The organism is Streptomyces sp. NBC_00354, assembly GCF_036106915.1.
Classification (GTDB): Bacteria; Actinomycetota; Actinomycetes; order Streptomycetales; family Streptomycetaceae; genus Streptomyces.
The window spans coordinates 8,143,738-8,164,643 of sequence record NZ_CP107983.1; the positions used below are offsets into that span (position 1 = coordinate 8,143,738).

The 20,906-nt window shown below is 69.8% G+C and carries 15 protein-coding genes, 1 tRNA gene and 3 pseudogenes; 9 read left to right on the forward strand and 10 right to left on the reverse strand.

What is annotated here, in order from left to right; all coding sequences use genetic code 11:
- Nucleotides 1-50 precede the first annotated feature (50 nt).
- The 4 genes and pseudogenes from OHT74_RS37415 to OHT74_RS37430 all read right to left on the reverse strand — a co-directional run bounded on the left by OHT74_RS37415 (nt 51) and on the right by OHT74_RS37430 (nt 4,022).
- The gene (locus OHT74_RS37415; RefSeq protein ID WP_443047637.1) at nt 51-878 is read right to left on the reverse strand and encodes a ribonuclease BN; all 828 of its coding nucleotides are present in this window, start codon (nt 876-878) and stop codon (nt 51-53) included.
- A gap of 282 nt (nt 879-1,160) precedes the next feature.
- Complete coding sequence (locus OHT74_RS37420; RefSeq protein ID WP_328622749.1) at nt 1,161-1,334, reverse strand: CsbD family protein; 174 nt, start codon at nt 1,332-1,334, stop codon at nt 1,161-1,163.
- Nucleotides 1,335-1,585: 251 nt separating this feature from the next.
- Nucleotides 1,586-2,485 (reverse strand): NAD-dependent protein deacetylase, encoded by a 900-nt coding sequence (locus OHT74_RS37425; protein WP_328622750.1) that lies wholly within the window; start codon nt 2,483-2,485, stop codon nt 1,586-1,588.
- Nucleotides 2,486-2,578: 93 nt separating this feature from the next.
- Nucleotides 2,579-4,022, reverse strand: a pseudogene (locus tag OHT74_RS37430) (amidase).
- A gap of 119 nt (nt 4,023-4,141) precedes the next feature.
- On the opposite strand from OHT74_RS37430, the gene OHT74_RS37435 reads away from it, so the two are divergent.
- A complete protein-coding gene (locus OHT74_RS37435) occupies nt 4,142-4,759 on the forward strand; it encodes a TetR/AcrR family transcriptional regulator (RefSeq protein WP_328622751.1) in 618 nt (205 codons plus the stop codon).
- Nucleotides 4,760-4,840: 81 nt separating this feature from the next.
- On the opposite strand, the gene OHT74_RS37440 is transcribed toward OHT74_RS37435, so the two are convergent.
- Nucleotides 4,841-4,917 (reverse strand) — tRNA-Met (locus tag OHT74_RS37440).
- Nucleotides 4,918-5,193: 276 nt separating this feature from the next.
- Nucleotides 5,194-5,616, reverse strand: coding sequence for a DUF1398 family protein (locus OHT74_RS37445; protein ID WP_328622752.1), 423 nt, complete (start codon nt 5,614-5,616; stop codon nt 5,194-5,196).
- A gap of 114 nt (nt 5,617-5,730) precedes the next feature.
- Between OHT74_RS37445 and OHT74_RS37450 the strand changes: the two genes are divergently transcribed.
- The gene (locus tag OHT74_RS37450; RefSeq protein WP_328622753.1) at nt 5,731-6,252 is read left to right on the forward strand and encodes a MarR family winged helix-turn-helix transcriptional regulator; all 522 of its coding nucleotides are present in this window, start codon (nt 5,731-5,733) and stop codon (nt 6,250-6,252) included.
- A gap of 285 nt (nt 6,253-6,537) precedes the next feature.
- Here OHT74_RS37450 and OHT74_RS37455 read toward each other — a convergent pair whose 3' ends face one another.
- Both OHT74_RS37455 and OHT74_RS37460 read right to left on the reverse strand, forming a co-directional pair.
- Nucleotides 6,538-7,632 (reverse strand): carboxylate-amine ligase, encoded by a 1,095-nt coding sequence (locus tag OHT74_RS37455; protein ID WP_328622754.1) that lies wholly within the window; start codon nt 7,630-7,632, stop codon nt 6,538-6,540.
- A 502-nt stretch (nt 7,633-8,134) separates the two neighbouring features.
- Entirely contained in the window at nt 8,135-8,410 is a 276-nt protein-coding gene (locus OHT74_RS37460) for a hypothetical protein (protein WP_328622755.1), read from the reverse strand.
- Between the two features lie 387 nt (nt 8,411-8,797).
- Here OHT74_RS37460 and OHT74_RS37465 point away from each other — a divergent pair, with 387 nt between their 5' ends.
- The 5 genes and pseudogenes from OHT74_RS37465 to OHT74_RS37485 all read left to right on the forward strand — a co-directional run.
- Entirely contained in the window at nt 8,798-10,363 is a 1,566-nt protein-coding gene (locus tag OHT74_RS37465) for an alpha/beta fold hydrolase (RefSeq protein WP_328622756.1), read from the forward strand.
- A gap of 12 nt (nt 10,364-10,375) precedes the next feature.
- Entirely contained in the window at nt 10,376-11,950 is a 1,575-nt protein-coding gene (locus tag OHT74_RS37470) for an alpha/beta fold hydrolase (RefSeq protein ID WP_443047638.1), read from the forward strand.
- Between the two features lie 285 nt (nt 11,951-12,235).
- Complete coding sequence (locus OHT74_RS37475; RefSeq protein ID WP_328622758.1) at nt 12,236-13,666, forward strand: amidohydrolase family protein; 1,431 nt, start codon at nt 12,236-12,238, stop codon at nt 13,664-13,666.
- A gap of 322 nt (nt 13,667-13,988) precedes the next feature.
- Nucleotides 13,989-15,278: a chloride channel protein gene (locus tag OHT74_RS37480; protein ID WP_328622759.1), complete on the forward strand. Its 1,290-nt coding sequence runs from the start codon at nt 13,989-13,991 to the stop codon at nt 15,276-15,278.
- A gap of 137 nt (nt 15,279-15,415) precedes the next feature.
- Nucleotides 15,416-15,595: pseudogene (locus OHT74_RS37485) on the forward strand (TetR-like C-terminal domain-containing protein); the annotation flags it as partial.
- 275 nt (nt 15,596-15,870) lie between these two features.
- On the opposite strand, the gene OHT74_RS37490 reads toward OHT74_RS37485, so the two are convergent.
- On the reverse strand, nt 15,871-17,163 hold the full coding sequence (locus OHT74_RS37490; protein ID WP_328622760.1) for a phospholipase D-like domain-containing protein: 1,293 nt from the start codon (nt 17,161-17,163) through the stop codon (nt 15,871-15,873).
- Between the two features lie 1,022 nt (nt 17,164-18,185).
- Between OHT74_RS37490 and OHT74_RS37495 the strand changes: the two genes are divergently transcribed.
- Together OHT74_RS37495 and OHT74_RS37500 are read left to right on the forward strand one after the other, a co-directional pair.
- On the forward strand, nt 18,186-19,343 hold the full coding sequence (locus OHT74_RS37495; protein WP_328622761.1) for a globin domain-containing protein: 1,158 nt from the start codon (nt 18,186-18,188) through the stop codon (nt 19,341-19,343).
- A 36-nt stretch (nt 19,344-19,379) separates the two neighbouring features.
- A pseudogene (locus OHT74_RS37500) lies at nt 19,380-19,961 on the forward strand (pyridoxamine 5'-phosphate oxidase family protein); the annotation flags it as partial.
- Nucleotides 19,962-20,271: 310 nt separating this feature from the next.
- Here the strand turns inward: OHT74_RS37500 and OHT74_RS37505 are convergent.
- A complete protein-coding gene (locus OHT74_RS37505; RefSeq protein WP_328622762.1) occupies nt 20,272-20,874 on the reverse strand; it encodes a sigma-70 family RNA polymerase sigma factor in 603 nt (200 codons plus the stop codon).
- Nucleotides 20,875-20,906 lie beyond the last annotated feature (32 nt).

The window sequence follows — 20,906 nt, forward strand, 5'->3', positions numbered from 1 at the left end:
GCACGGCGTCGTCCGCCGACGAGCCGTTCGGTCCGGTCGACCAAGGCTCCTCAGCGGCCGCCGTGAGCGGCGTTCGCGTGGCGCAGCAGCTCGTCGTGGAGCAATCGGCCGGTGAGCGCGCCGCCGAACACGACGACGCCGATGGCGACGAGCCAGGACTGGATGACGAGGACGGTTCCGAAGGGCCCGTACGTGACGGCGCTGGAGGCGATCAGTGGCGAGAAGACGAGCCGGGAGAAGATCCGGAGCCCGAGCAGCCCGATCATGGTGGCTGCCGCCCCTGGGAACAGGGCAGTCCAAGGGATCCGGCCGGCGAGCAGCAGTCGCTGGGACCACCAGAAGAACAGCGTGCCGATTCCGAACGTCACGTAGCCGCGGGCCGGGGAGTCGCGCCACGGCGGGGAGAACGCCGACAGGTACAGGAAGCCGATGAGTACGGCGAGCCACAGCACGTGCCGCCATCTGGCCCACCAGCGGGCTGGGGGAAGGTCCCAGATCCGTTCGTAGCCGCTCTGCAGCAGCGTGCCGAACGACAGGCCGAACACGGCGAGCAGGGCCAGGCCGAATGCCGTCGTGGTCCGCCACGCTTGTCCGGGCAGGGCGAAGAGCCGCTCGATCTCGACCCGGGCGGTCGCCGACACGCCGAGTCCGTCCCCGAGCCATTGGGCGAACCCGCGCCCGCCGGCGGCGTCCGCCGCGGTGATGACGATCAGCAGCGGTACCAGCGTCAGGAACCCGAGCGCGGCGAACCCCAGGGCGCGTTGCCACAGGTCCACTTCCCGCACGCGCCCCCAGCGGCGCCCGGCCCGGGCACGGCGGATCACGCTGCCTATCCGCCCGAAGGGCGACATCCGTCCGGGCCGCTCGGTTTCGGGCATCGCGACAACCTCCACAACGGCGCCATCGACAACGGGACCACCGCCCTGCACCGGAAGGCGCTCTTCCGCCCCCTCCCGGGCACCGGCCCGTGTTCCCGAGCCCGCGCTCAGGTCGAGGAGCCGCCGGTCGTGATGCGCGCGCAGTGGGTGACCACGGCGGCGAGGCTTCCCTGCGCGCGCAAGAGCTCGTGCTGGATGCGCGCCCCGTTGCCCCGTTGCCCGTGCGTCGTGCGCCGTGGCCCCGCGCCGCTTGGGTCCGGGGCCACGACGACAGTTGACGGGTCAGCCCTTGAAGACGTCCTTGATCTTCTCCTTGGCCTGGCGGGCATCACCCTTGGTCTTCTCGGCGCGCCCTTCAGCGGTCAGGCGTTCGTTGTCCACCGCGCGGCCGGCCGTCTCCTTGAGCTTGCCCTTGGCCTGCTCGGCCTTGGCCCGGCTCTTCTGGCTCTTCGACACAGCTGATCACTCCTGAGGATGGGGACAAACCGTACGTTTGCTTCTGACCGCAATTCCGGCTGCCAAACAAGCTGGACGGCCAGGTCGTGCGGAGACCGGCGGTGAGTCGTCGTTCGGACGCGTACGAGCCGGTCTCGGTAGATCGCGGCGGCCGAGGCGGAGCGTTCCTGATCCGTCAAGACGGTGTGGACCGGAAAGAGGCGGACCGCCGCAGGTGACCGACCCGCCTGGGTCCCTGGCCTCAGCCCGGCTCAGCTGGCTGCCTGGCTGTCGACGGGGATGTCCAGGCGGTCGGCCAAGGTGGTGAGGGTCTTTCCCAGGGGGAGCATGACGCGGGTGACGGCGTGCTGGTCGCCGCGGGTCGGGTCGCGGTTGACGATCAACACGGGCTTCCCGGCCTGGGCTGCCTGGCGGACGAACCGGAGCCCGGACATCACTGTCAGTGAGGAGCCGAGGACCAGCAGCGAGGTCGCCTCGCCGACCAGTTCGCGGCAGCGCTCGACCCGCCCCGGCGGAACGGCTTCGCCGAAGAACACCACGTCCGGTTTGAGGATGCCGCCACACTTCGAGCAGGGCACTACGGAGAAGTCCCCGATCTGTTCGTCGGTGAGGTCGGCGTCACCGTCCGGGTTCAGTCCGGCAGCCACCGGCTCGAAGCCCGCATTGGCCTCCTCGAGCCGCTGGGCGAGTTCACGGCGGGAGCTGAAGGTGCCACAGGAAAGGCACACGACCTGGTCCAGGCCTCCATGGAGTTCCACCACCCCCTCGCTGCCGGCGGCCTGATGCAGGCCGTCGACGTTCTGGGTGATCACACCCGAGAGCAGACCGTGCCGCCCGAACGCCGCCACAGCCCGGTGCCCGGCGTTGGGCCGGGCGCGGCCGAACGTGCGCCAGCCCAGGTGACTGCGGGCCCAGTAACGGCGCCGGGCCTGAGCATCGGCGGTGAATTCCTGGTACGTCATCGGGGTGTGCCGACTCAGGCTCCCGCCCTCACCCCGGTAGTCGGGGATGCCCGACTCCGTGGATATGCCCGCCCCGCTGAGCACCAGCACACCCCCGGTCCTCAGCGCATCGGCGACCGGCTCGGGATCGGCAGTGCCAGGACGTAGGCCCTCGGTCGGGGTCCAGCTCAGAGTGGGGCGCATGCGCATACCGCCAGCGTACGGAACGACTGTGTGCGCCGGTCTGTGCGGACCTGGCGGTCCGCCGAAAGGCCGGGGCCGGGGCCGAGGGGCTTGCGGGGATCAGGCGGACGGGGCTGCGCCCGCCCACACGGCAGGCTTGCGCTCCGCCCAGGGCGCGGCCTTCTCCAGTTGCGCGGCGAGCCGGAACAGCACGTCCTCGCGTCCGTAGCCTGCGGCGAACTGGACACCGACCGGCATGCCGGTCGCCGGGTCGAACGCGAGCGGCACCGACATTGCGGGCGTGCCGGCGACGTTGAAAGCGGCGGTGAACGGCGAGCGGTGGAACAGGTGCTCCAGCCAGCCCAGCCCGTCAGCATTCTCCGCGCCCTGGCCGTAGGTGTTCAGGGTCACCGGCACCTCGGGGAGGGTGGGCGTCAACAGCACGTCCTGGTCCCCGAAATGGGCGCCGATCGAGCGGGCGACCCGGTTGCGTACGTCGAGGGCGTGCACGAACTCCGCGCCGCTCACCTTGAGTCCCCACCGGTAGCTCGCGAGCATCTCAGGTTCGACGGTGGACCCGTCCACGGGGCGTCCGAACGCCGCGGAGAAGCCGTCGATCCACTTCACCAGGTTCGCGGACCACAGCCGGGCGTTGGCGAGGACGAACTCCTCCCAGCTCACGCCGAGATTCACGAGGGTGACGTCGACCTGGTGGCCGAGTGATTCAAGCAGCCGGGCGGCGGCCAGGGTGGCCTCGCTCACGGCCGGTTCCACGGCACGCCCGCTCCAGGGGGTGGTGACGAGGCCGACGCGCAGGCGGCCGGGTTCCTTGGTGATTTCTTCGGCGTACGGGCGGCGGGGGCGTTCCGCGAAGTAGGGGTCGCCGGTCTCCGGGCCCTGGATCAGGTCGAGCAGGGCTGCGCTGTCCCGCACGGTCCGGCTGAGCCCACCGTGCACCGCGAGGCCGTTGAAGACCTCGTCGGCGTCCGGTCCCATGGAGACCCGGCCGCGGGTGGGCTTGAGCCCGAACAGCCCGGTGCTGGCGGCCGGCACCCGGATCGATCCTGCCGCATCGGTGGCGTGCGCGAGGGGAGTGATGCCGGCGGCGACGACCCGCCACTGGAGCCACCTGGTGTCCGGGTGAGATCCCAGGGGTTGCGGGTGGCGCCGTACAGGACCGGCTCCGTGGTGGTGCTGTAGGCGAATTCGGGCGTAGCCGTGCGGCCCAGCGTCACCAGACCGGCCCGGCGGAACCGCCGCATCAGGAACGAGTCCTCCTCTGCCACGTTGCCGGCGGCGAGGCGGCTGCCCAACTCGACGCGCTTGCCCTGCATCGACACGGCCAAGTCCTTGATGAGGAACGGCACGCCTGCGAGCGGGGTGTGCTGCCCGGGACCGGGGTGTCTTCGGCGGGCCAGCTCTCCACGACGGCGTTGATCCGTGGATTCACGGCCGCCATCGCGGCCTGAGCCGCGCCGGTGAGCTCCGCCGCGGTCACCTCTCCCCGAGCCACGAGCCCGGCCAGTCCCACGGCGTCGTACTGGGTGTATTCGTGCAGCTCCACGGCGTTCCACCTACGTTCCGATCGGTCCTGTGCGATACCGAACGGTATCGTTTGGGGGTGGGCGGTAACGTAACATGGCTCGAGAGACGTCGGCCAACGCGACCGAAGCGAGGCGCACCATGATGAGCAGCCCCCCGAGGCCGGGCCGGGACTCGCGAGTTGCCCGGCTCCCCCCGCGCGAGCGCATCCTCGACGCGGCCGAGGAGCTCTTCCTTCGTGAGGGCGTCAGGGCTGTCGGGGTCCAGGCCATCGCCGAGCAGGCGAAGACCACGAAGATGGCTCTCTATCGTCATTTCGCCACCAAGGACGCGCTGATCGAGGAGTGGCTGAGGATCGTCGCGGCGGGGTACGCAACCGCCTTTGACCAGGTGGAAGCCGAGCATCCGGACGATGGCCGGGCCCAGGTGCTCGGTGTGGCACGTTTCATCGCGGAGGGGCTGCCGGACATCGCCCAAAGGGGCTGCCCTTTCGTGAACTCCATCGCCGGTCTGCCCGACCCCAGTCATCCGGCCCGTCGGCTGATCGAGAACCACAAGGCCGATCAGCGGCGTCGCCTCACGGCCATGTGCGAGCGGGCGGGCGCGCACGCGCCCGATGATGTCTCCGCAGAGATCACCTTCCTGCTGGAAGGCGCCCAGGTCAGCGTGCAGAACGGAAGTGTCGACCGCGCGGGAGACAGGCTCGTGGCCGCCGTCTCGGCAGTTCTGGACAGGGGGACAGCGGTGCGGGAGGGATGAGCTGCACAACCAGGGGGAGGCGCGGCGTCGTTCACATGGCAGAAGGGCCCGGATCCAATGAGGATCCGGGCCCTTCTGGTGTGGTAGCGGGGACAGGATTTGAACCTGCGACCTCTGGGTTATGAGCCCAGCGAGCTACCGAGCTGCTCCACCCCGCGTCGGTGAACCCCACCTTACGGCACTGGTTGGCGGTGTTCGACCAGATTTCCCGCAGGGGGCGGTTCCTGCGGTTCCTCTAGTACCTGACGCGCTGGGTGGTCATCCGGCAGCGTTGGGATCCGCAGGGCCGGTAGCCGACCTCTGGGAACCGGCACATCGCGAGCATTGAGCAGGCCCCGACCCGTGTGGGCGACGCCGAAACCCCTTGCCGCCACCGCAACTCCGTTGACTCCGTGGGGGCGTGGTTCCCCCTGCTGGATCCGTCGGGTCGGCGCTCAGGGCAGTGTGACGGCCGGGTAGTCCTCGGTGTAGGAGTCGCCGGCGGTGCCGTAGTAGGTGCAGGTGCGGGCCGTGGTGTCGACGTCGTACCAGACGATGCCGGCGTCCCAGCAGCCGCGGACGAACTCGGGGAACGTCGTCTCCCCGGCCTGGTCCGCACGCAGGGCCGATACCAGGGCCGCCCGGTCGAACGGCGGCGCCGGCGCGAAGCCGGTGACGAGCGGTTCGCCCTGGACCACGACGTCGCCGTGCTCGGTCAGGTACAGGAACGCGTTGGCGGGGACGGCCATGCGGCAACGGGTCACGCCGGCCTTGCGCAGGCTCTCGGCCAGGTAGGGGAAGCCCGCAACCTTGGGTCGGACGGCGGCGCCCCGTTCCAGGGCGGCCTGGAGGCGGCTGACCGCGTCGGTGGTGGTCATGGTGTCTCCCTGATGCTCCGGTGGTGGGGGCGCCGTGATGGGGTGCGCGCCGGATATGTCATGATGGTGACATAGTGACAACATGTTGTCCAATATGATCGGGGAGCCGGAGGAATGGCGGAGGAACTGGCCCTTCTCGTGGCCGACGTATTCGAGGCTGCGGGCGCGCTGCGCCGCGCCGGGGAGGCGCTGGCGGCGGCGGAAGGGCAGACGCAGGCCCGCTGGCAGCTGATGAGCGTCGTGAGTGAGGACTCCCTGCCCGTGGCGCGGGCCGCGCGCCGGCTCGGGGTCGCCCGCCAGGGCGTGCAGCGCATCGCCAACGAACTCGTCCGCGACGGCCTCGCGGAATTCCGGGACAACCCCGACCACCGCACCTCACCCCTGCTCGCCCTGACCCCCACCGGCCGGCGGGCACTGGAGGCGATCACCGTCCGCGCCGACGCCGCGCACCGGGCGATGGGGGAGGGGCTCGCGCAGGCCGACCTCGCGGCCGTACGGGCGCTGCTGCGACGGTTGACCAGACAGACGGATCAGTGGGCCGAAGCCGAAGCGGAAGCCGGTGCCGGTGCCGGGGGCGCACAGCGCGGGACCCGTTCCCGCGCCACGACCGGCCGAGTACGGACGGAGGAAGCGTGAGTCACGACGACGCGGCGGCGGGGGTCCACCCGGTCCGGGACCTCCGGGCCGCGCTGACTGCGCGCCGTGGGTCGAGCTCTGGCCGGCGTGATGGCACGGCGGAGTCGGGCCGGAACGCGATGCCTTCGGGCGCTCGAGGTCCAGTACCTTACGGACGGTGGCGAGGTTCATGCCCAGTTCGCGCAGGGTGCGGGCGGCTGGGCGGGTGGCGTCGAAGAAGCCGGGGTCAGGCGGGTCGGGTCAGCCTGGGTCGTGAAGCCGTATCCGGCGCCTGCACCCGGCGGTTCACGGGGTGGTGGCTCCAGCGGTGATCAGGGCTGCGACCCCGGTGATGCCGGCCCCTGCCAGGGCGCGGCGTTGGCGGTCGGCCGCCGTTCCCCGCTGGAGGAGCCGGTGAACGAGCGAGGTGACCTCGCGGTGATCACCGTTCTCTTCGAGGGCGGGGCGGATGTGCCGCAGGAGGGCGCCCAGCACGTGCCCTCCGCTCTGCAGCCTGCCTGCCGGATCCACCAGCGTGCTGCCCAGTCCGTGCCTGGCGGCATGCCACGTCGCGGCTTGCAGGAGCTCCGGTCGGCACGGCGCCAGAGCGACTCCCGCCTTCTCCTCCGCGATCGCGGTGGCGGCGAGCCCGCGGATGACGCCGGCGAGCATCACCGCGTCGTCTGCCTCCAGCTGCACGTCACAGCAGCGCACCTCGAGAGTGGGATACCGCTCCGAGAGCCGTGCCTGCCAGTACAGCTGCCCCCGGTCCGGGAGCACACCCGGTACGACCAGCGCATCGGCCCGCGCCTCGTAGTCCGCGAGCCCCTCGAAATGCGGCGGTGGGCCACTGATCGGCCAGCGGCCGAAAATGATCGTTCGCCAGCTCGCGAAGCCGGTGTCCCGGCCGTCCCACAGGGGCCCGTTCGCGGACATGGCCAGGAGAGTCGGAAGCCAGACGCGCAGCCGGTTCAGGACGGCCACCGCCGTCTCGCGGTCGGGTATCCCCACGTGGACGTGCATCCCACAGATCAGCTGCTCATCGACCAGCTGTCGGGCCTCTCCCTGCATCTTCAGATACCTCGCCGTGCTGGTGACGGGTACGGGCGAGGCGTCCCTGACCGGAGAGGTGGCAGAGACCGCGATGCGGCAGCCGTTCGCTTGTGCCGCGGAGGCGACCGCGTGGCGCAACCGCAGGAGATGGCCTCCCACCTCCTCGAGCGCCGTGCACACGGGGGTGGCGACTTCGATCTGAGCCTGCAGCAGCTCGTCCTGGACCTCTCGCTCTTCCGCGATGGGCGCCACGCGGGCCGTCGCGCGCACGTCCTGCACGAGCGGAGTGGGAAGGAGCGTGGCTGGGTCGACCAGCAGGTACTCCTCTTCGACCCCAACAGTGATCATGCTGGGTGGCTACCCCGAACCGGCCGTGATCACGCAGGTGAAGGAGCCACCTGGCCGTAGCCGATGCCACCGCGTTCCGGCACGCGGACCGCTCCTGGATCCTGGAAGCCGCCGAGCGCGCCGGTCAAGGTGGCGGCCCGCGGCAGCCGCTCCTCCAGCAGGGGACTCAGGTACCGGCCACGGCGGCGCGAGTGTCAGTGGCCGGTCTCACGCTGCCGTCATGACCCGCCCGAGTCCAAGTACGCGTACCTACAGCCGCTGTTCGCATATGTGGAGGCCCGGACGGGCCCGGAGTCCTACTGGCAGCTGCCGGCTCCGCGGTCGGCCGGCAGCTTGGCCCTCGCACCCCCCTTCGCTCCAGGCGCAGCGCGACCGTTCCACTGACCGCACGCTGACCCGCAGGTCTTTCGCGGCATGCTGGAGATCCGTAAGTAGTCCAGCCGTAGCCCCAGGAATAGTGGAGCGTGTTTCGCCGTGCTCTTCGCCCGGCTCCTGTGCGGGATCACGTGTAGTAGGTGTCGAACGAGGCGATCCAGAGTGCCGACAACGGCAGAACGGTCAGCTGGACGACTGCCGTGGTCCAGCACCGTCCGAGGACTGCGGCGGATGCGCTCCACCAGGCCGTCATAAGCAGCATGCTCACCGCCCCTGCCTGGTAGCCCTGTCCGCCGGGATCCATCATGCCGGGGTAGCCCATCCACTCTTCGGTGAAGATGCCGTCCGAGCCGAGCACGACGATCCCCGACACGAGCCAGAGGTCGGCCAGCAGCACCGTCACGGCGAGTGTCTTGTCGAAGCGGAGGTACGCGGGGGCCGGGAGCAGCAGCCGAGCGAACGGATGCCCGTGACTGCGTACCCACTCCTGGCATCCAGCGCCGCAGCGCCGCCTTCCGTACGGACGTGTTCGGTGAAGCGGGCCACGCAACCGTGGTCCGTCGCACCGAACGGAAGGCAGACCACCAGGAGGGACAGGCCCCGACGTCGGCGAGCACCGCATACACGGCATCCGGCATGAGAGCTGATTGCCAGGCGCCGGTGAAGCGGATGTCGTGGCCGTTGTGCGTGCCCTCGGACCACCCGGTAGCGTTGGTTACGTGCGTTCCGCCCACACCGCCTCGGCATCGCCCGACGGGGCAGCCGTCGATCGGCAGAGGAACGGGATCACATGGCAGAGCACAGTTTCCATATCGGGGCGCCGGTTGCAGGGGCTGCCCTGGCCCTCCTGGCAGCTCTCGGCGCGACGCCGGCGGGTGCCGCACCACCGCACACCGATACCTCTGGCATCAGCGGGCCCGGGACGGCCGCCGCGTCGCGGTTCGTGCCCGGCCCCTGCCCCAGGACACCTGAACCGATCGAAGCGCTGGCCACCGCCCGGTGCGGTGTCCTGGAGGTCCCCGAGAACCGTGCCCGTCCCGGCGGCCGGACCATCCGGCTGGCCGTGGCGGTCATCCCGCCCGTCTCGGCGAAGCCCGCCCAGGACCCCGTGGTGTTCATGTCGGGCGGCCCCGGTGGCGAAACGTTCGACGACATCCCGTTCCTGGTCTCCTCCGGCCTGAACCGGGATCGCGAACTGATCGTCATGGCCCAGCGCGGCAATCTCTACGACAAGCCCAACCTTGCCTGCCCGGAACTGGACCACTTCTACGCCCGATCCGTGGGGCTCCCCTCCTACGCACCGCAGACGGAAAGGCTCATGCTCGACGCGGTGAAACAGTGCCGGGACCGCCTGACAGCCGACGGGACCGACCTGAGCGCCTACAACAGCACCGAGAACGCAGCCGACTTCGCCGACCTGCGCACCGCGCTCGGCATCAAGCAGTGGAACGTCTACGGCCACTCCTACGGCAGCAACCTGGCCCTGACCTACCTGCGCCTGCACCCCCAGGGGATCCGCGCGGTGGCGCTCGACTCGGCCGCCCCTGCACAGTCCGTCTCCCTGCCGTTCGCCTGGGCCAACGCCCGGGAGGGGCTCGACAACCTCTACAAGGCCTGCGCGGCCGAGCCCCGCTGCAAGAGCCGCTACCCGGACCTCGAGCGCACCCTGAACGAGCAGGTGCGCAAACTGGAGGCCCGGCCGCTGACACTGAACGTCCGGCCGCCGCAGGGCGGAGACCCGGTGAAGGTCGTCCTCGACGGCGGCGCACTGGTGAACCTGCTGGTCGCCAAGGCGATCCCGCTCGTCGACGTCCCGGCGGCGATCGACGAACTCGGCCGCGGACGTCCCGAGCGCTTCGCCCGGGCCCGCGCCGCCGGTTCGGTCCAGGTGGCAGGCCAGACCGCCCACGGTCTGACCCAGTCGGTGGTGTGCAGCGAATGGGTGCCGGATCACTCGCCGTCCGACGTGCTGAAGGCGGGCCGTGAAGCGTTCCCCGAATGGCCGGCATCGGTCCAGGCCCAGGCGCCTCAACTGGCCTTCCAGGACCAGATGTGCCGTATCTGGAACGTCCCGGACCGCACAGCGACCCAGCGGGTGGCCGTTGAGAGCGCAGTGCCGACGCTCTTCTTCAACGGGACGTTCGACATGAAGACCGGGGCCAGCTGGGCGCGGAAGGCGGCCCGTACGCTGTCCCACTCGACCACCGTGGAGGTGCCCGGGATCGGGCACTGGGTGGTCCCGCAGTCGCCGTGCGCCCAGAAGGTGCTGGCGTCCTTCCTCACCCGCCCGACCGCGCCCGACACCGGCTGCGTGGCGGGGCTCAGGTGGGAACCGTTCACGATCACCCCGAAGTGACCGGGAGGAACGATGGCAAGGTCACAGGTACGTCGATTGCGCACCAGGTCGGCCGCAGCGGCGACCGGGATGCTCCTCACCGGTCTGATCGCGGCGCCGGCGAGCGCGCAGGAGGAGACGCCCGCAGGAGCGACCGGCACGGTCGCCCGCACCGTGGGCGACGCCCGCTTCGAGCCGGGCCCTTGCCCGAAGACGGCCGACCCGGTACCCGAGCTCAAGGGGGCCCGCTGCGGAACGCTCACCGTGCCGGAGAACCGGGCCAAGCCCAACGGCCGAACGATCAGGCTCGGTGTCGCGATCGTGCCGGCGCTGGCCGCCCATCCCAAACCCGACCCGATCGTGTGGTTGGCCGGCGGACCCGGCGACGACGCGGTCGGAGAGGCGAAGATGGCGGTCGACGGCGGCCTGAACCGCGACCGCGATGTGATCTTCATGTCCCAGCGCGGCACCTACTCGGCCGACCCGGCGCTCACCTGCCGCAACATCGATGAGTTCAACGCGCGCGCGACCGGCCTCGTCTACGACGCGCCGTCCACCGAGCGCGAGCACGTCGCGGCCACGAAGGCCTGCAGAGACAAACTGGCGGCGAGCGGGGCCGACCTCAGCGCCTACAACGACATCGAGAGCGCAGCCGACCTCGCGGACCTGCGCACCGCGCTGGGCCTCAAGCAGTGGAACGTGTTCGGCATCTCCTACGGCACCCAGCTGGCGCTCGTCTACATGCGCCTGCACCCCGACGGAATCCGGTCGGTCGGCATCGACGGCATCCTGCCGCCGTCCACCGGAGGGTCAGCCGTGACATGGAGCGCTGCCAAGCAGGGTTTCGACGGCCTGTTCAAGGCGTGCGCGGAGCAGCCGGCGTGCAACAAGCGCTATCCGAACGTGTCGGCCACCTTCGAACGGCTCGTCCGTGAACTCGAAGCCAAACCGGTCACCACCACCATCACGCTCCCCGACAGCCAAAAGCAGGTGAAGGTCGTCCTGGACGGCGGAGCCCTGGTGAACTGGATGACCGCCGCCACCCACGTGGCACCCCAGGTACCCCGCGTCCTCGACGAACTGGCGCACGGCAAACCCCAGCGGATCGCCGAGCAGTGGGCGGGTGGCAAGTACAGCCCCCAGGCCATCGGCCGGCTGTCCCACGGGCTCGTCTACGGCGTCTTCTGCAGCGAGTGGACCCCGTACGAAACCCAGGCCGAAGCACTCCGCGCAGGTAAGGAAACCTTCCCGTCGTTCCCCCGGTCTGTACAGGCCCAGGCCCCGCTGCTCACCTCCCTCCGCCCGGACTGCGACGTCTGGAACGTCCCCGCGGCGCCCCGCTCGATCCGTGACGTCACGAAGAGCGACATACCCACCCTCGCCATCTCGGGCGGGTTCGACGCCCAGACCGCGGCGGGCAACGGGCCGTACGTCGCCCGTACCCTGCCCCGAGCCACCGTCGTCACGGTCCCCTACGAACCCCACGTGGTCTTCGCCACGTCGAAGTGCGCCCAATCCATCACCGCCTCCTTCTTCGACACCCCCACGGCCCCGAACACCGACTGCCTCAAGGAGCTCAAGCCCCCGAAGTTCGAGATCGCCCCCTGAGCCGACCTCGTTCCAGGCAAGGAGTGGAAAGGTTTTGCCCGCACGGCCCGGATCCGGGTCCTGTGGAACCGTAGTTGGCGGGCCGCCTGATGGATACCGTCGTCCTCGGCGGTGAGTCCGCCTGCAGGATCGGCCGGAGCGGAAAACGGAAAATGTTTTCCGCAGGCGCTATCGAAAAGCTGTTCGCTGGGCATGCTGCGTGTAGTCTCCCGCTTCTGCTCGACGCTCCGTCACCGCGTCGTCCGGGCGGGCCTTCCGTTCTCAGCTCTCGGGAGGTAACACGCCATGCAGTCAGCCCCCACCCCGCCGTCGGCTCCCAGCCGCCGCGAGCTCCTCACCGGCCTCGGTGTGGCTGCCGCCACGCCGCTCCTCCTCGGCGTCGCCGCCCGTTCCGCACCCCGCAGCAGCCCCGCCCACCAGCCCGCCCCGGTCGGCCGGACGGTCCTGCTCCGCGGGGCCGATCTGGTGCTCACCATGGACCCGGCCTTAGGCAGCGGGCTCCTCGGCTCGGTGGAGCACGCCGACGTGCTGATGCGGAACGGCACTATCGCGGCCATCGGCACGGCCCTCCCGCCGCCTCCCGGCGCCTGGGTGGTGGACGCCTCGGGCAAGCTGATTATGCCGGGCTTCGTCGACACCCACACCCACCTCTGGCAGGCGGTGATCCGCGGAGGCTGTACCGACGGCGACCTGTTCGGCTGGTTCGAGCGATGTACCGCCCCCCAGCGCGGCCGGCTGACACCCGCGGCGCTCCACAGCTTCGTGCGCCTCGCGGCCCTCGACGCCGTGCAGTCGGGCGTGACCACGCTCGTGGACTGGGTGGACATCTTCTCGTACGACCTCATTGAGAGCTACGTGAGGGCCCTGGCCGGCACCGGGGTGCGGTTCACCTACGCGATGTTTCCGCCCCACCCCGACGCGACGCTGGTCACGAAGGTGAAGAAGGAACTGGTCGACCCGGTTCCACTCGGTTCCTTCCAGGTCGCCACGCACGCGGCGCGGGCCGTCCAAGACCTCAACCGTGCACACTGGGAGGCCGCCCAGGACATGGGAGTCATGCTCAACTCCCATGTTCTGGAACGCCCCGAGCAACGGGCCGACGATCCCATCGGGGTCCTCAGGGACATCGGCGCGCTGGGTCCCAGGCTCCTGATCAACCACGCGATCCACCTGACCGACGACGAGATCGCGGCCGTCGCCGACCACGATGTGCGTGCGGTCCACTGCCCGTTGAGCAACATGCGGCTGGCCTCCGGCGTCATGCGGCTGTCCGATCTCAGCCGGCGGGGCGTCAAGGTCGGGCTCGGGCTGGACGGCGGCACCAACGACAGCTCGGACTTCCACGCGCTGATGAAGACGGCCATCGGCCTGCAACGCGCCCGCACGACGGACGCCGGGGTCTTCCCGCAGGTACCGGACGTCCTGCGGATGGCCACGCTGGGCGGCGCCGAGGCCATCGGCATCGCCGACCGGGTGGGCTCCCTGACCCCCGGCAAGCGAGCCGACCTCGTCGTCATCGATCCCGCCGCACTGAACTTCGCACCGCGCTTCGACTGGGTCGGCCAGATCGTCTTCAACGGGCGGCCCGAGAACATCGACGCCGTGTTCGTGGAAGGCCGGGCGCTGAAGTTCGGCGGCCGGCTGGTCGACATCGACACGAACCGTGTCGTACGGGAGGCCGAAGCAGCGGCCACCCGTCTGCGCGCGGCCGGATAGACCGGAGAAGGACGTCCTCTGCGAGGAGAAGGCGGGCCTGCTGGTGAACGCCCGCCCGTGGCCCGCTGCCCCGCCCGCATGCCGTAGTGGCTGTCGCGGCCATGGTGCCGGCCTCCGTGGCCTGCGCGGTGCTCATGGTCTCGCTCGCTGTCGCTGTCGCGGTCGCCGCCTTCGTCCGGTCGGGCGCCTCGGGGTGCGGAGTCGGCGAGCTTCGTCGTGATGGGCGTCCCGCGGGTTCAAGCTCGGACGGCGTCCAGTACGGCTTGGTGGGGAGGCAGTGCATGCCCGGTGCTCGGCCCGGTCCCGGTCATATGGGGCCGGCGTGACGGCCGGCCGGGTCCGGGACGGTTACCGCGCCTACCTCGTCGCGGTGCCGGCGGGCTGCCTGGTGGGGCTGGTAGGTGGGGCGTTCCGGTGGTGCCTGGAACGCGCCGACAGGCTGCGCAGCTCGGTGCTGGAGGCTGCTGCCGGGCTCGGCGGCCCGGGATGGCTGATTCCGATGGTGCTCGCGGCGGCGGGCGCGGCGGTGGCGTGCGCGATCGCCCGGCGGGTTCCGCACGCTGCGGGCAGCGGGATCCAGCACGTCGAAGCCGTGTGGCGTGAAGAGGTCGAATTGCCAGGCCGTTCGATGTGGCTACTGCCCGCGAAGTTCTTCGGCGGTCTCATCGCCATCGGCTCGGGCCTGGTACTCGGGCGGGAGGGCCCGATCGTGCACATGGGGGCCTCGATCGGGTCCGAGGCGGGCCGCCGTACGCGGCTGGGCGCCGAGGACACCCGGCTGCTGCACACCGCGCTCAGCGGCGCGGGCTTGGCCGTGGCGTTCACCGCCCCACTCGGCGGGCTGCTGTTCGTCTGCGAGGAAGTGGCCCGCACGGTCCGGCCCCGCCTGGTGCTGCTCACTCTCCTCGGGACGGCCACGGGAGTTGCGTGCTCCTCGTTCCTCGTGGGCGACGCGCCGGTGTTCCCGGTTTCCGACGTACCGGTCCCGCCGGTGTGGATGCTGCCCGTCTTCCTGCTGTTCGGTGCGGCGGCCGGAGCGCTGGGCGCTGCCTACAGCGGTCTCGTCGTAGGGATGCTGACCGTGTGCGACCGGCTCACGCGGGTGCCGGTCGTGGTCCGGGCGGCCGTCATCGGGGCCGTCGTCGGCCTGCTGATGGCGTACGACCCTTTGTTGGCCGGGGGCGGTGACCAGCTGAGCGCGCGGCTGCTGGCAGGCGAGAGTCCTGCCGTGGCGGCTCTGGCGGCATATCTCGCCGTCCGGTTCGTGGCGGGGCCGCTCAGCTATGCGGCCGCGACCCCGGGCGGGTTGTTCGCTCCGCTGCTGGCCCTGGGCGCCCTGTGGGGGACCCTCGCGCACGCTGTCGCGGCGCCACTGCTGCCGGTGCACTCGGCCGGCCCGGGCGCGTTCGCCGTTGCAGGGATGGCCGCCCTGTTCGCCGGGGTCGTACGGGCGCCGGTCACGGGCGTCGTACTGGTCGTGGAGATGACCGGTGCCACCCCGCTCCTCGTCCCGCTGCTGATCGCCTGCTTCGCCGCGACAGTGACCGCGGACCGGCTGGGGAGCGAACCCATCTACGACAGCCTGCGGCGGCGGATGCTGAACCGCCCCTGATCCGGCTGCGCGGACGGGAACCGGGCCCGACTCACCGGCCCCACGTCACCCACTGGACCAACGGGCTGAAAGCTTCCATCCGGCTATGACGCACGGGCCGAGATGCCGGGCCACTACGCACCACCCCGTACCGGCCCGGACGTGCCGAGCCCGATCTGACCGACGCGGTCCGGTTGTTGCGCAGCACGTTCCACGGGTTCGTCGCCCTGGAGGCCGCGGGACGGTTCGCGCACGAGCGTTCGCCGCAGCAGTCCTGGGTTCGGGCCCCCGACGCCCTGAACACCCTCCTGGAGCACTGGCCCGCTTCCCGAGAAGGACTCCTCATGACTTCCCCGACCATCGGCAATCTGCGCGTGCAGGGCGCGACCCTGCACTACGAAGTACGTGGCCAGGGCCTGCTCCTGTTGCCTTCCACCCAGGCGGCGGCTCGGGCCGAGTGAACGATGACCAACCTGCCGTGCTTCGCGGGGCGCATCGTCGCGCGTAGCCATGAGGTCGGGTGCGACGGTGGAGGTGGGCGTGCCGACGGAGCCGCCCCCCAAGGTGGGGGAGCGGTCGGTCAGAGTGCAGCGCGCAGGGTGGGTCGGAGTGGCTACTGGTCCGCGTGGGTGCGTTGGGTGCGGAAGTTCTCGCGGTAGGCGTCGTAGACCGGGCTGGGGGTGTCCGGCGTGCGGGGAGTGTCGTCGTACTTGAGGAGGGCTTCGTCGTTGCTGGTCAGACCGGAAACGGTGTAGGGGTGGCTGCCGGTGAAGACGATCTTCTGGTCGGGGAGGCCCTTGTAGGTGCCCTCGATGAGGAGGTACTTGGAATGGGTGGAGGTTCCGCCCGCAGTGTCGTCGTTGAGCCGGTGGAGGCCGATGCCGCCGTACCGGGTGGGCTTGGCCAGCTGGTCGACGATCTGCCTTCCGGTGTTGTCGAGGTTGCGGTAGACGATGTCTACGTAGCAGCCGGCGTCGTCGAGTTCCCATAGCTTCTTCGCGACCTCGAGCCGGGTGATCTGGTGCATCGCGACGCGGATGACGGTGCGGCCGTCGGCGGTGCCGTAGCCGGCTGAGTTGCCGTGGCAGGCGAGTTGGCCGGGAACCGGGTTGTCGACTGTGTTGAGGATGTTGAGTACCACATCGGTGGACCGGGGGAAGAAGTACGCCTTCGCCGGTCCCGCCTGGGTGTCGTCGGGCAGATCGGAGACCTGCAGGGCAGGGTCCGCCTGGGCTGCAGCCTGCCGGGTGAAGTAGGCGGCGTAGCCGTCGTAGAGCGCCTTGTTCCCGGCGACGGTCAGGGCGTCGTTCCAGGCCTTCTCCCGGTCCCACACGGTCTGGTTCGCGGAAGTCTGTACGACGACGTCGTCCACCGGGACGGTGGCGGTCGCGCTGCCGGTGGTCCGGGAGAAGAGGTAGAACTTGTTGTGGTTGACGCTGGGGAACGAGTCGTGCGGGTTCGGGTCCTTGGCCAGGCAGGCCTGCCCCTCTGCGCACACCCGGATCCACGAGTTCCCCGAGGACGCGGTCTTCCGGGCAAGCCCGTCGCGGAGTGCGGCGTAGGCGGGGCCGCCCGCCTGACGGGCGACGCTCTCGCTGTCCAGGACCACCTGGACGTTGACGCCGCGCAGGTGGGCCGCGTTCAGCCGCCCTACCAGCCAGTCCGACTCGAAGACGTACGAGGAGATCTTGATGTCGGAGCCGGTCACGGCTCCGTCGATGAGATGGGATATGTGCCCGAGGATCGCGTTCTGCCCGGCCGGGTCGGTGGGGTCGTTGAATATGGCGCCAGTGGTGACCAGGGCTGCCGTCTGTCCCGGTACCGCAGCGGCGGACACGGGAACGGAGGCGCCCACGAGCGTGAGCGTGGCTGCCGTGGCGATCGTCACCATGTTGATCTTCGTCATGCTCACGACCCTAGCCTTCGCCGGTATCCCGGCCACCGGCGCATGTCTGCATGTCTGCATGTCTGCATGTGTGCATGTTCCCGAGCCGAGGGGCGCTGCGCACGAAATCGTGGCAGGGGACGCGGGGGCAGAAGGAGTCGGCCGCCGGGTCCGGCGCCCACGGTCGCGCCGTGCCCTCAAGGCCTACGGCTCAGTAGAGCGCGAAGGCTTGATCACCGGATCGGCTCCGACTGCTGGGGCGTGATGCCCAGAAGGGTGAGGAAGGCGTTGCCGCCGGGATAGGGGTGTGGCGGCTCCAGGTGGCGTACTCGACGCGTTTCCGGCGCGTCGGTGGCTTCGACGGTGACGACACCGGAGAGTCGAGGCGCGGCGCAAGGAGGTTCTCCCGGGTCGGTTCGATGGTGTGCACGCGGCCAGTTCGGGTGAGCGGCGGTCTTTGACGATGTGCCGGACGCCCTCGAAGGTGTCGGCCGTGCTCCCGGCCGGTCTGATGTGCCGGTTCTCCTGCCGCGGAGCCCCTGGCTCGGGCATCGTCGGAGCGAGGAGATTCTCGCGTAGTGGAGGGGGCACGGGGTGGTGCAGCAGCGAGTGGCGGACGGTAGGTCGCTGTGGGACCGCATCGACCGGACCGGACGACGCCGGGTGGGGTGATGCGACAGGTCCTCTCACGCGTTCTGGTGTGATTGCACCCCTTCCCCAGGCCGCCAACCTCGTTGAGGATCATGACGCATTCGGGAGTATTTCGTCCGCTTCTTCGTCTCCGCAGCCCAATGAGGATTCATGTTCGCTCCGTTCGACGTCCGTGCCACTTTCGTCAGGGGGACGTCCAGCGTAGGTGCGTCTCTCGGCGCACCCCGGTGGCGAGGCCCCTGGAGAGAGGTGCTCCCCTGCAATGCCCGACGCAGGTCATCACGCGCAGCGGATGGGGGAGCGCTGGCCCCTTGAGGTTCCGGATCAGTCGTCCGAGCACACCTGTGCGCCCGTCTCCGGAGGGTCCGGCGCCCGCCCCGGCCGTACAGACCGTGCAGCCCGAGACTGCCGAAGCACCCCTGTCGGATCACGAGATAGCCCTCATCAGGGCCTCCGTATCGGTGGTCGCCCCCCTCGCGGAGGACATGACGGTCTACTTCTACGCGATCCTGTTCGCCCGCTACCCTGAGGTCCGTCCGATGTTCCCGCCAGGGATGGACGCCCAGCGCGGTCGTCTCCTTCGCGCGCTGTTGCGCATCGTGGACCTGGTCGACGACCCCGAGAGCCTGGTCCGCTTCTGCGGACACCTCGGCCGCGATCATCGCAAGTTCGGCACACTTGCCGCGCATTTCCCGGCCGTCGGCGAGTGCCTCCTCGCCGCTCTGGCCCGCTACGTCGGCCACGCGTGGACCGTGGACATTGCCGCCGCCTGGGCGAAAGCGTACGGCGTCATCGCCCAAGTCATGATCAGGGCGGCCGAGCAGGACGAGGCGGTACGGCCTGCCGTGTGGCCGGCCACCGTGGTGCACCGGGTCTCGCACGGACACGGCATCGCCGAAATCACCGTACGCCCCCACGAACCGTACGAGTACTCCGCCGGACAGTACGTGAGCCTCGAGACCCCCTGGTGGCCGAAGCTGTGGCGCCACTACTCCGTCGCCAACGCGCCTCGTGAGGACGGCACCCTCACCTTTCACGTGCGCGCCGTGCCCGGCGGCTCGGTCAGCGATGCACTGGTGCACCGAGCCGCGGTGGGGCATGTATTGCGGCTGGGGCCACCGATGGGAGACATGGTCCTGGACGCGGCCGTCCACGAGGACCTGCTCTGCGTGGCCGGCGGCACCGGTCTCGCCCCGATCCGCGCACTCATCGAGGAGGTGGCGCGCCGAGGGGAACGCCATCAAGTGGACCTGTTCCTCGGTGCCCGCACCGGTGCCGAGCTGTACGGAGTCAACGACATGCTCCGGATGGCTCAGCGGCACCACTGGCTCACCATTCGAGGCGCGGTCTCCCACGAGTACATCCCCGGAATCCGGGGGTCCCTGCCGGACGTACTGTCCGAGTACGGACCGTGGTACCACCACGACGTCTTTCTCAGTGGCCCCGCTGCGATGGTCATGTCCGCCGGCGAGACCCTGACCCTGGACGGCACGATGCCCGACCGCATCCACCACGACCCCTTCGAGACTCCCGTCCTCTCCGCCCCATGAGCCGCGTCCCTCTGTCCGCCTTGCCAGGAGAACCTCGTGACCCAGCTTCCGCAGCCTTTCGGATCAGCAGGTGAACACCAGCTGCAGCAGCAGTTGGGTACCGCCGACCGTGCCGCCCGCTTCTACGACCGACAGGTCCGGCCCCACCTCACACCCGAGATGCGAGATTTCATCGGCCGCCAGGCAATGGTCTTCCTGGCCACCGCCGACTCCCATGGGGAATGTGACGCCAGCTTTCGGGCCGGGCCACCGGGATTTGTGCACGTGATCGACGAACACACGCTCGCCTACCCCGAATTCCGGGGGAACGGGGTGCTCGCCAGCACCGGGAACATGACCGAGAATCCTCACCTCGGCATGCTTTTCGTGGATTTCACCCATCACCACGTGGGGCTTCACGTCAACGGAGTGGTCCGCCTCTACCGCGATGCGGACCTACGTCCCGCCTACCCCGCCCTGCCCGCCGATGCAGCGCCCGGGCGCAGTCCGCAGATGTGGGTCCATCTCACCGTCGAGGAGGCCTACATCCACTGCTCCAAGTACATACCCCACCTCGAACCCGCCCCCCGTCCTGCGAGCAACGAAACAGCCCGCCCCAGGGACTCGGACTACTTCACCAGCGACGGAGAAGGGCCTGCCTCAGAAGGCCCGACGCGGCCGACCAGCCGACCCGAGCGATTCCCGCCCCACCCCCCGGCCGGGGTAGGGGCAGGTCAGGACCGACTCGCAGGCAAGTGCCCTTGGCCACCAGGGTGTCGCCGGACCAGCAGAGCCGGTAGAGGTGCAGCCCTGGCATACATCCCGCGCGGCGGATGCATCATCTCCTCCACCCACGGATTGGCACAGATGCTTGCCGAGCGGGGCATCCGCACCTCAGGCGAGCTACATCGCCCGGGAGATCCGACGAAGACGACCTTTTGGGACCGGCTTACGCGTCACCCCTGAGTAGATCGCGCTGGATCTGGCGAGCGATGGAGCGGCGTACAGATGCTGATGTGGTGGTGGTGACGTTCGAGGGAAGGTCGAGGCCGCGGCTGATCTCGTCGTACGCGGCCCGGTAACTGGCGGGCAGCTCCGTCCGGTGCTGCCTCAGATCCTCTTCGATGAGACGCCGCAGCTCGTCGATGTTCTGGGGCGTGAAGAGCTTCTTCCCCCGGGTGAGTGCGTTGACGAAGCGGGTGCAGCAGGCGGTTTCGTGAAAGGTCTCGGAAATCTCCTCGGCGAGGCCCCATAGTCGTCCTTCGAGCCAGGGGGCGTCGTGCTGGTCGACGGAGAGCCCCATCGGAGGCTGTAGGTCGTCGGCTTTGTGCTTCGCCATCTGTTTGGACACGGCGGGCTGGCTCATGTCGGTGAGCTGCGCGATGCGGTCTTGCGTCCAGCCGAAGCCCGCAAGCACCTTGATCATTTCTGCGCGTAGCTTTCGCGCCTCCTCGCCCGCACGGATGATGTCGTTCAGGCCGGCGAGCATCCGCTCGGCCTGGTTCTCGGTCAGCGTCTCGGGGATCTGGGGCTTGCTCTCTTCACCTGCCACAACCCGGTTATACACCAGAACGCACTCCCGCA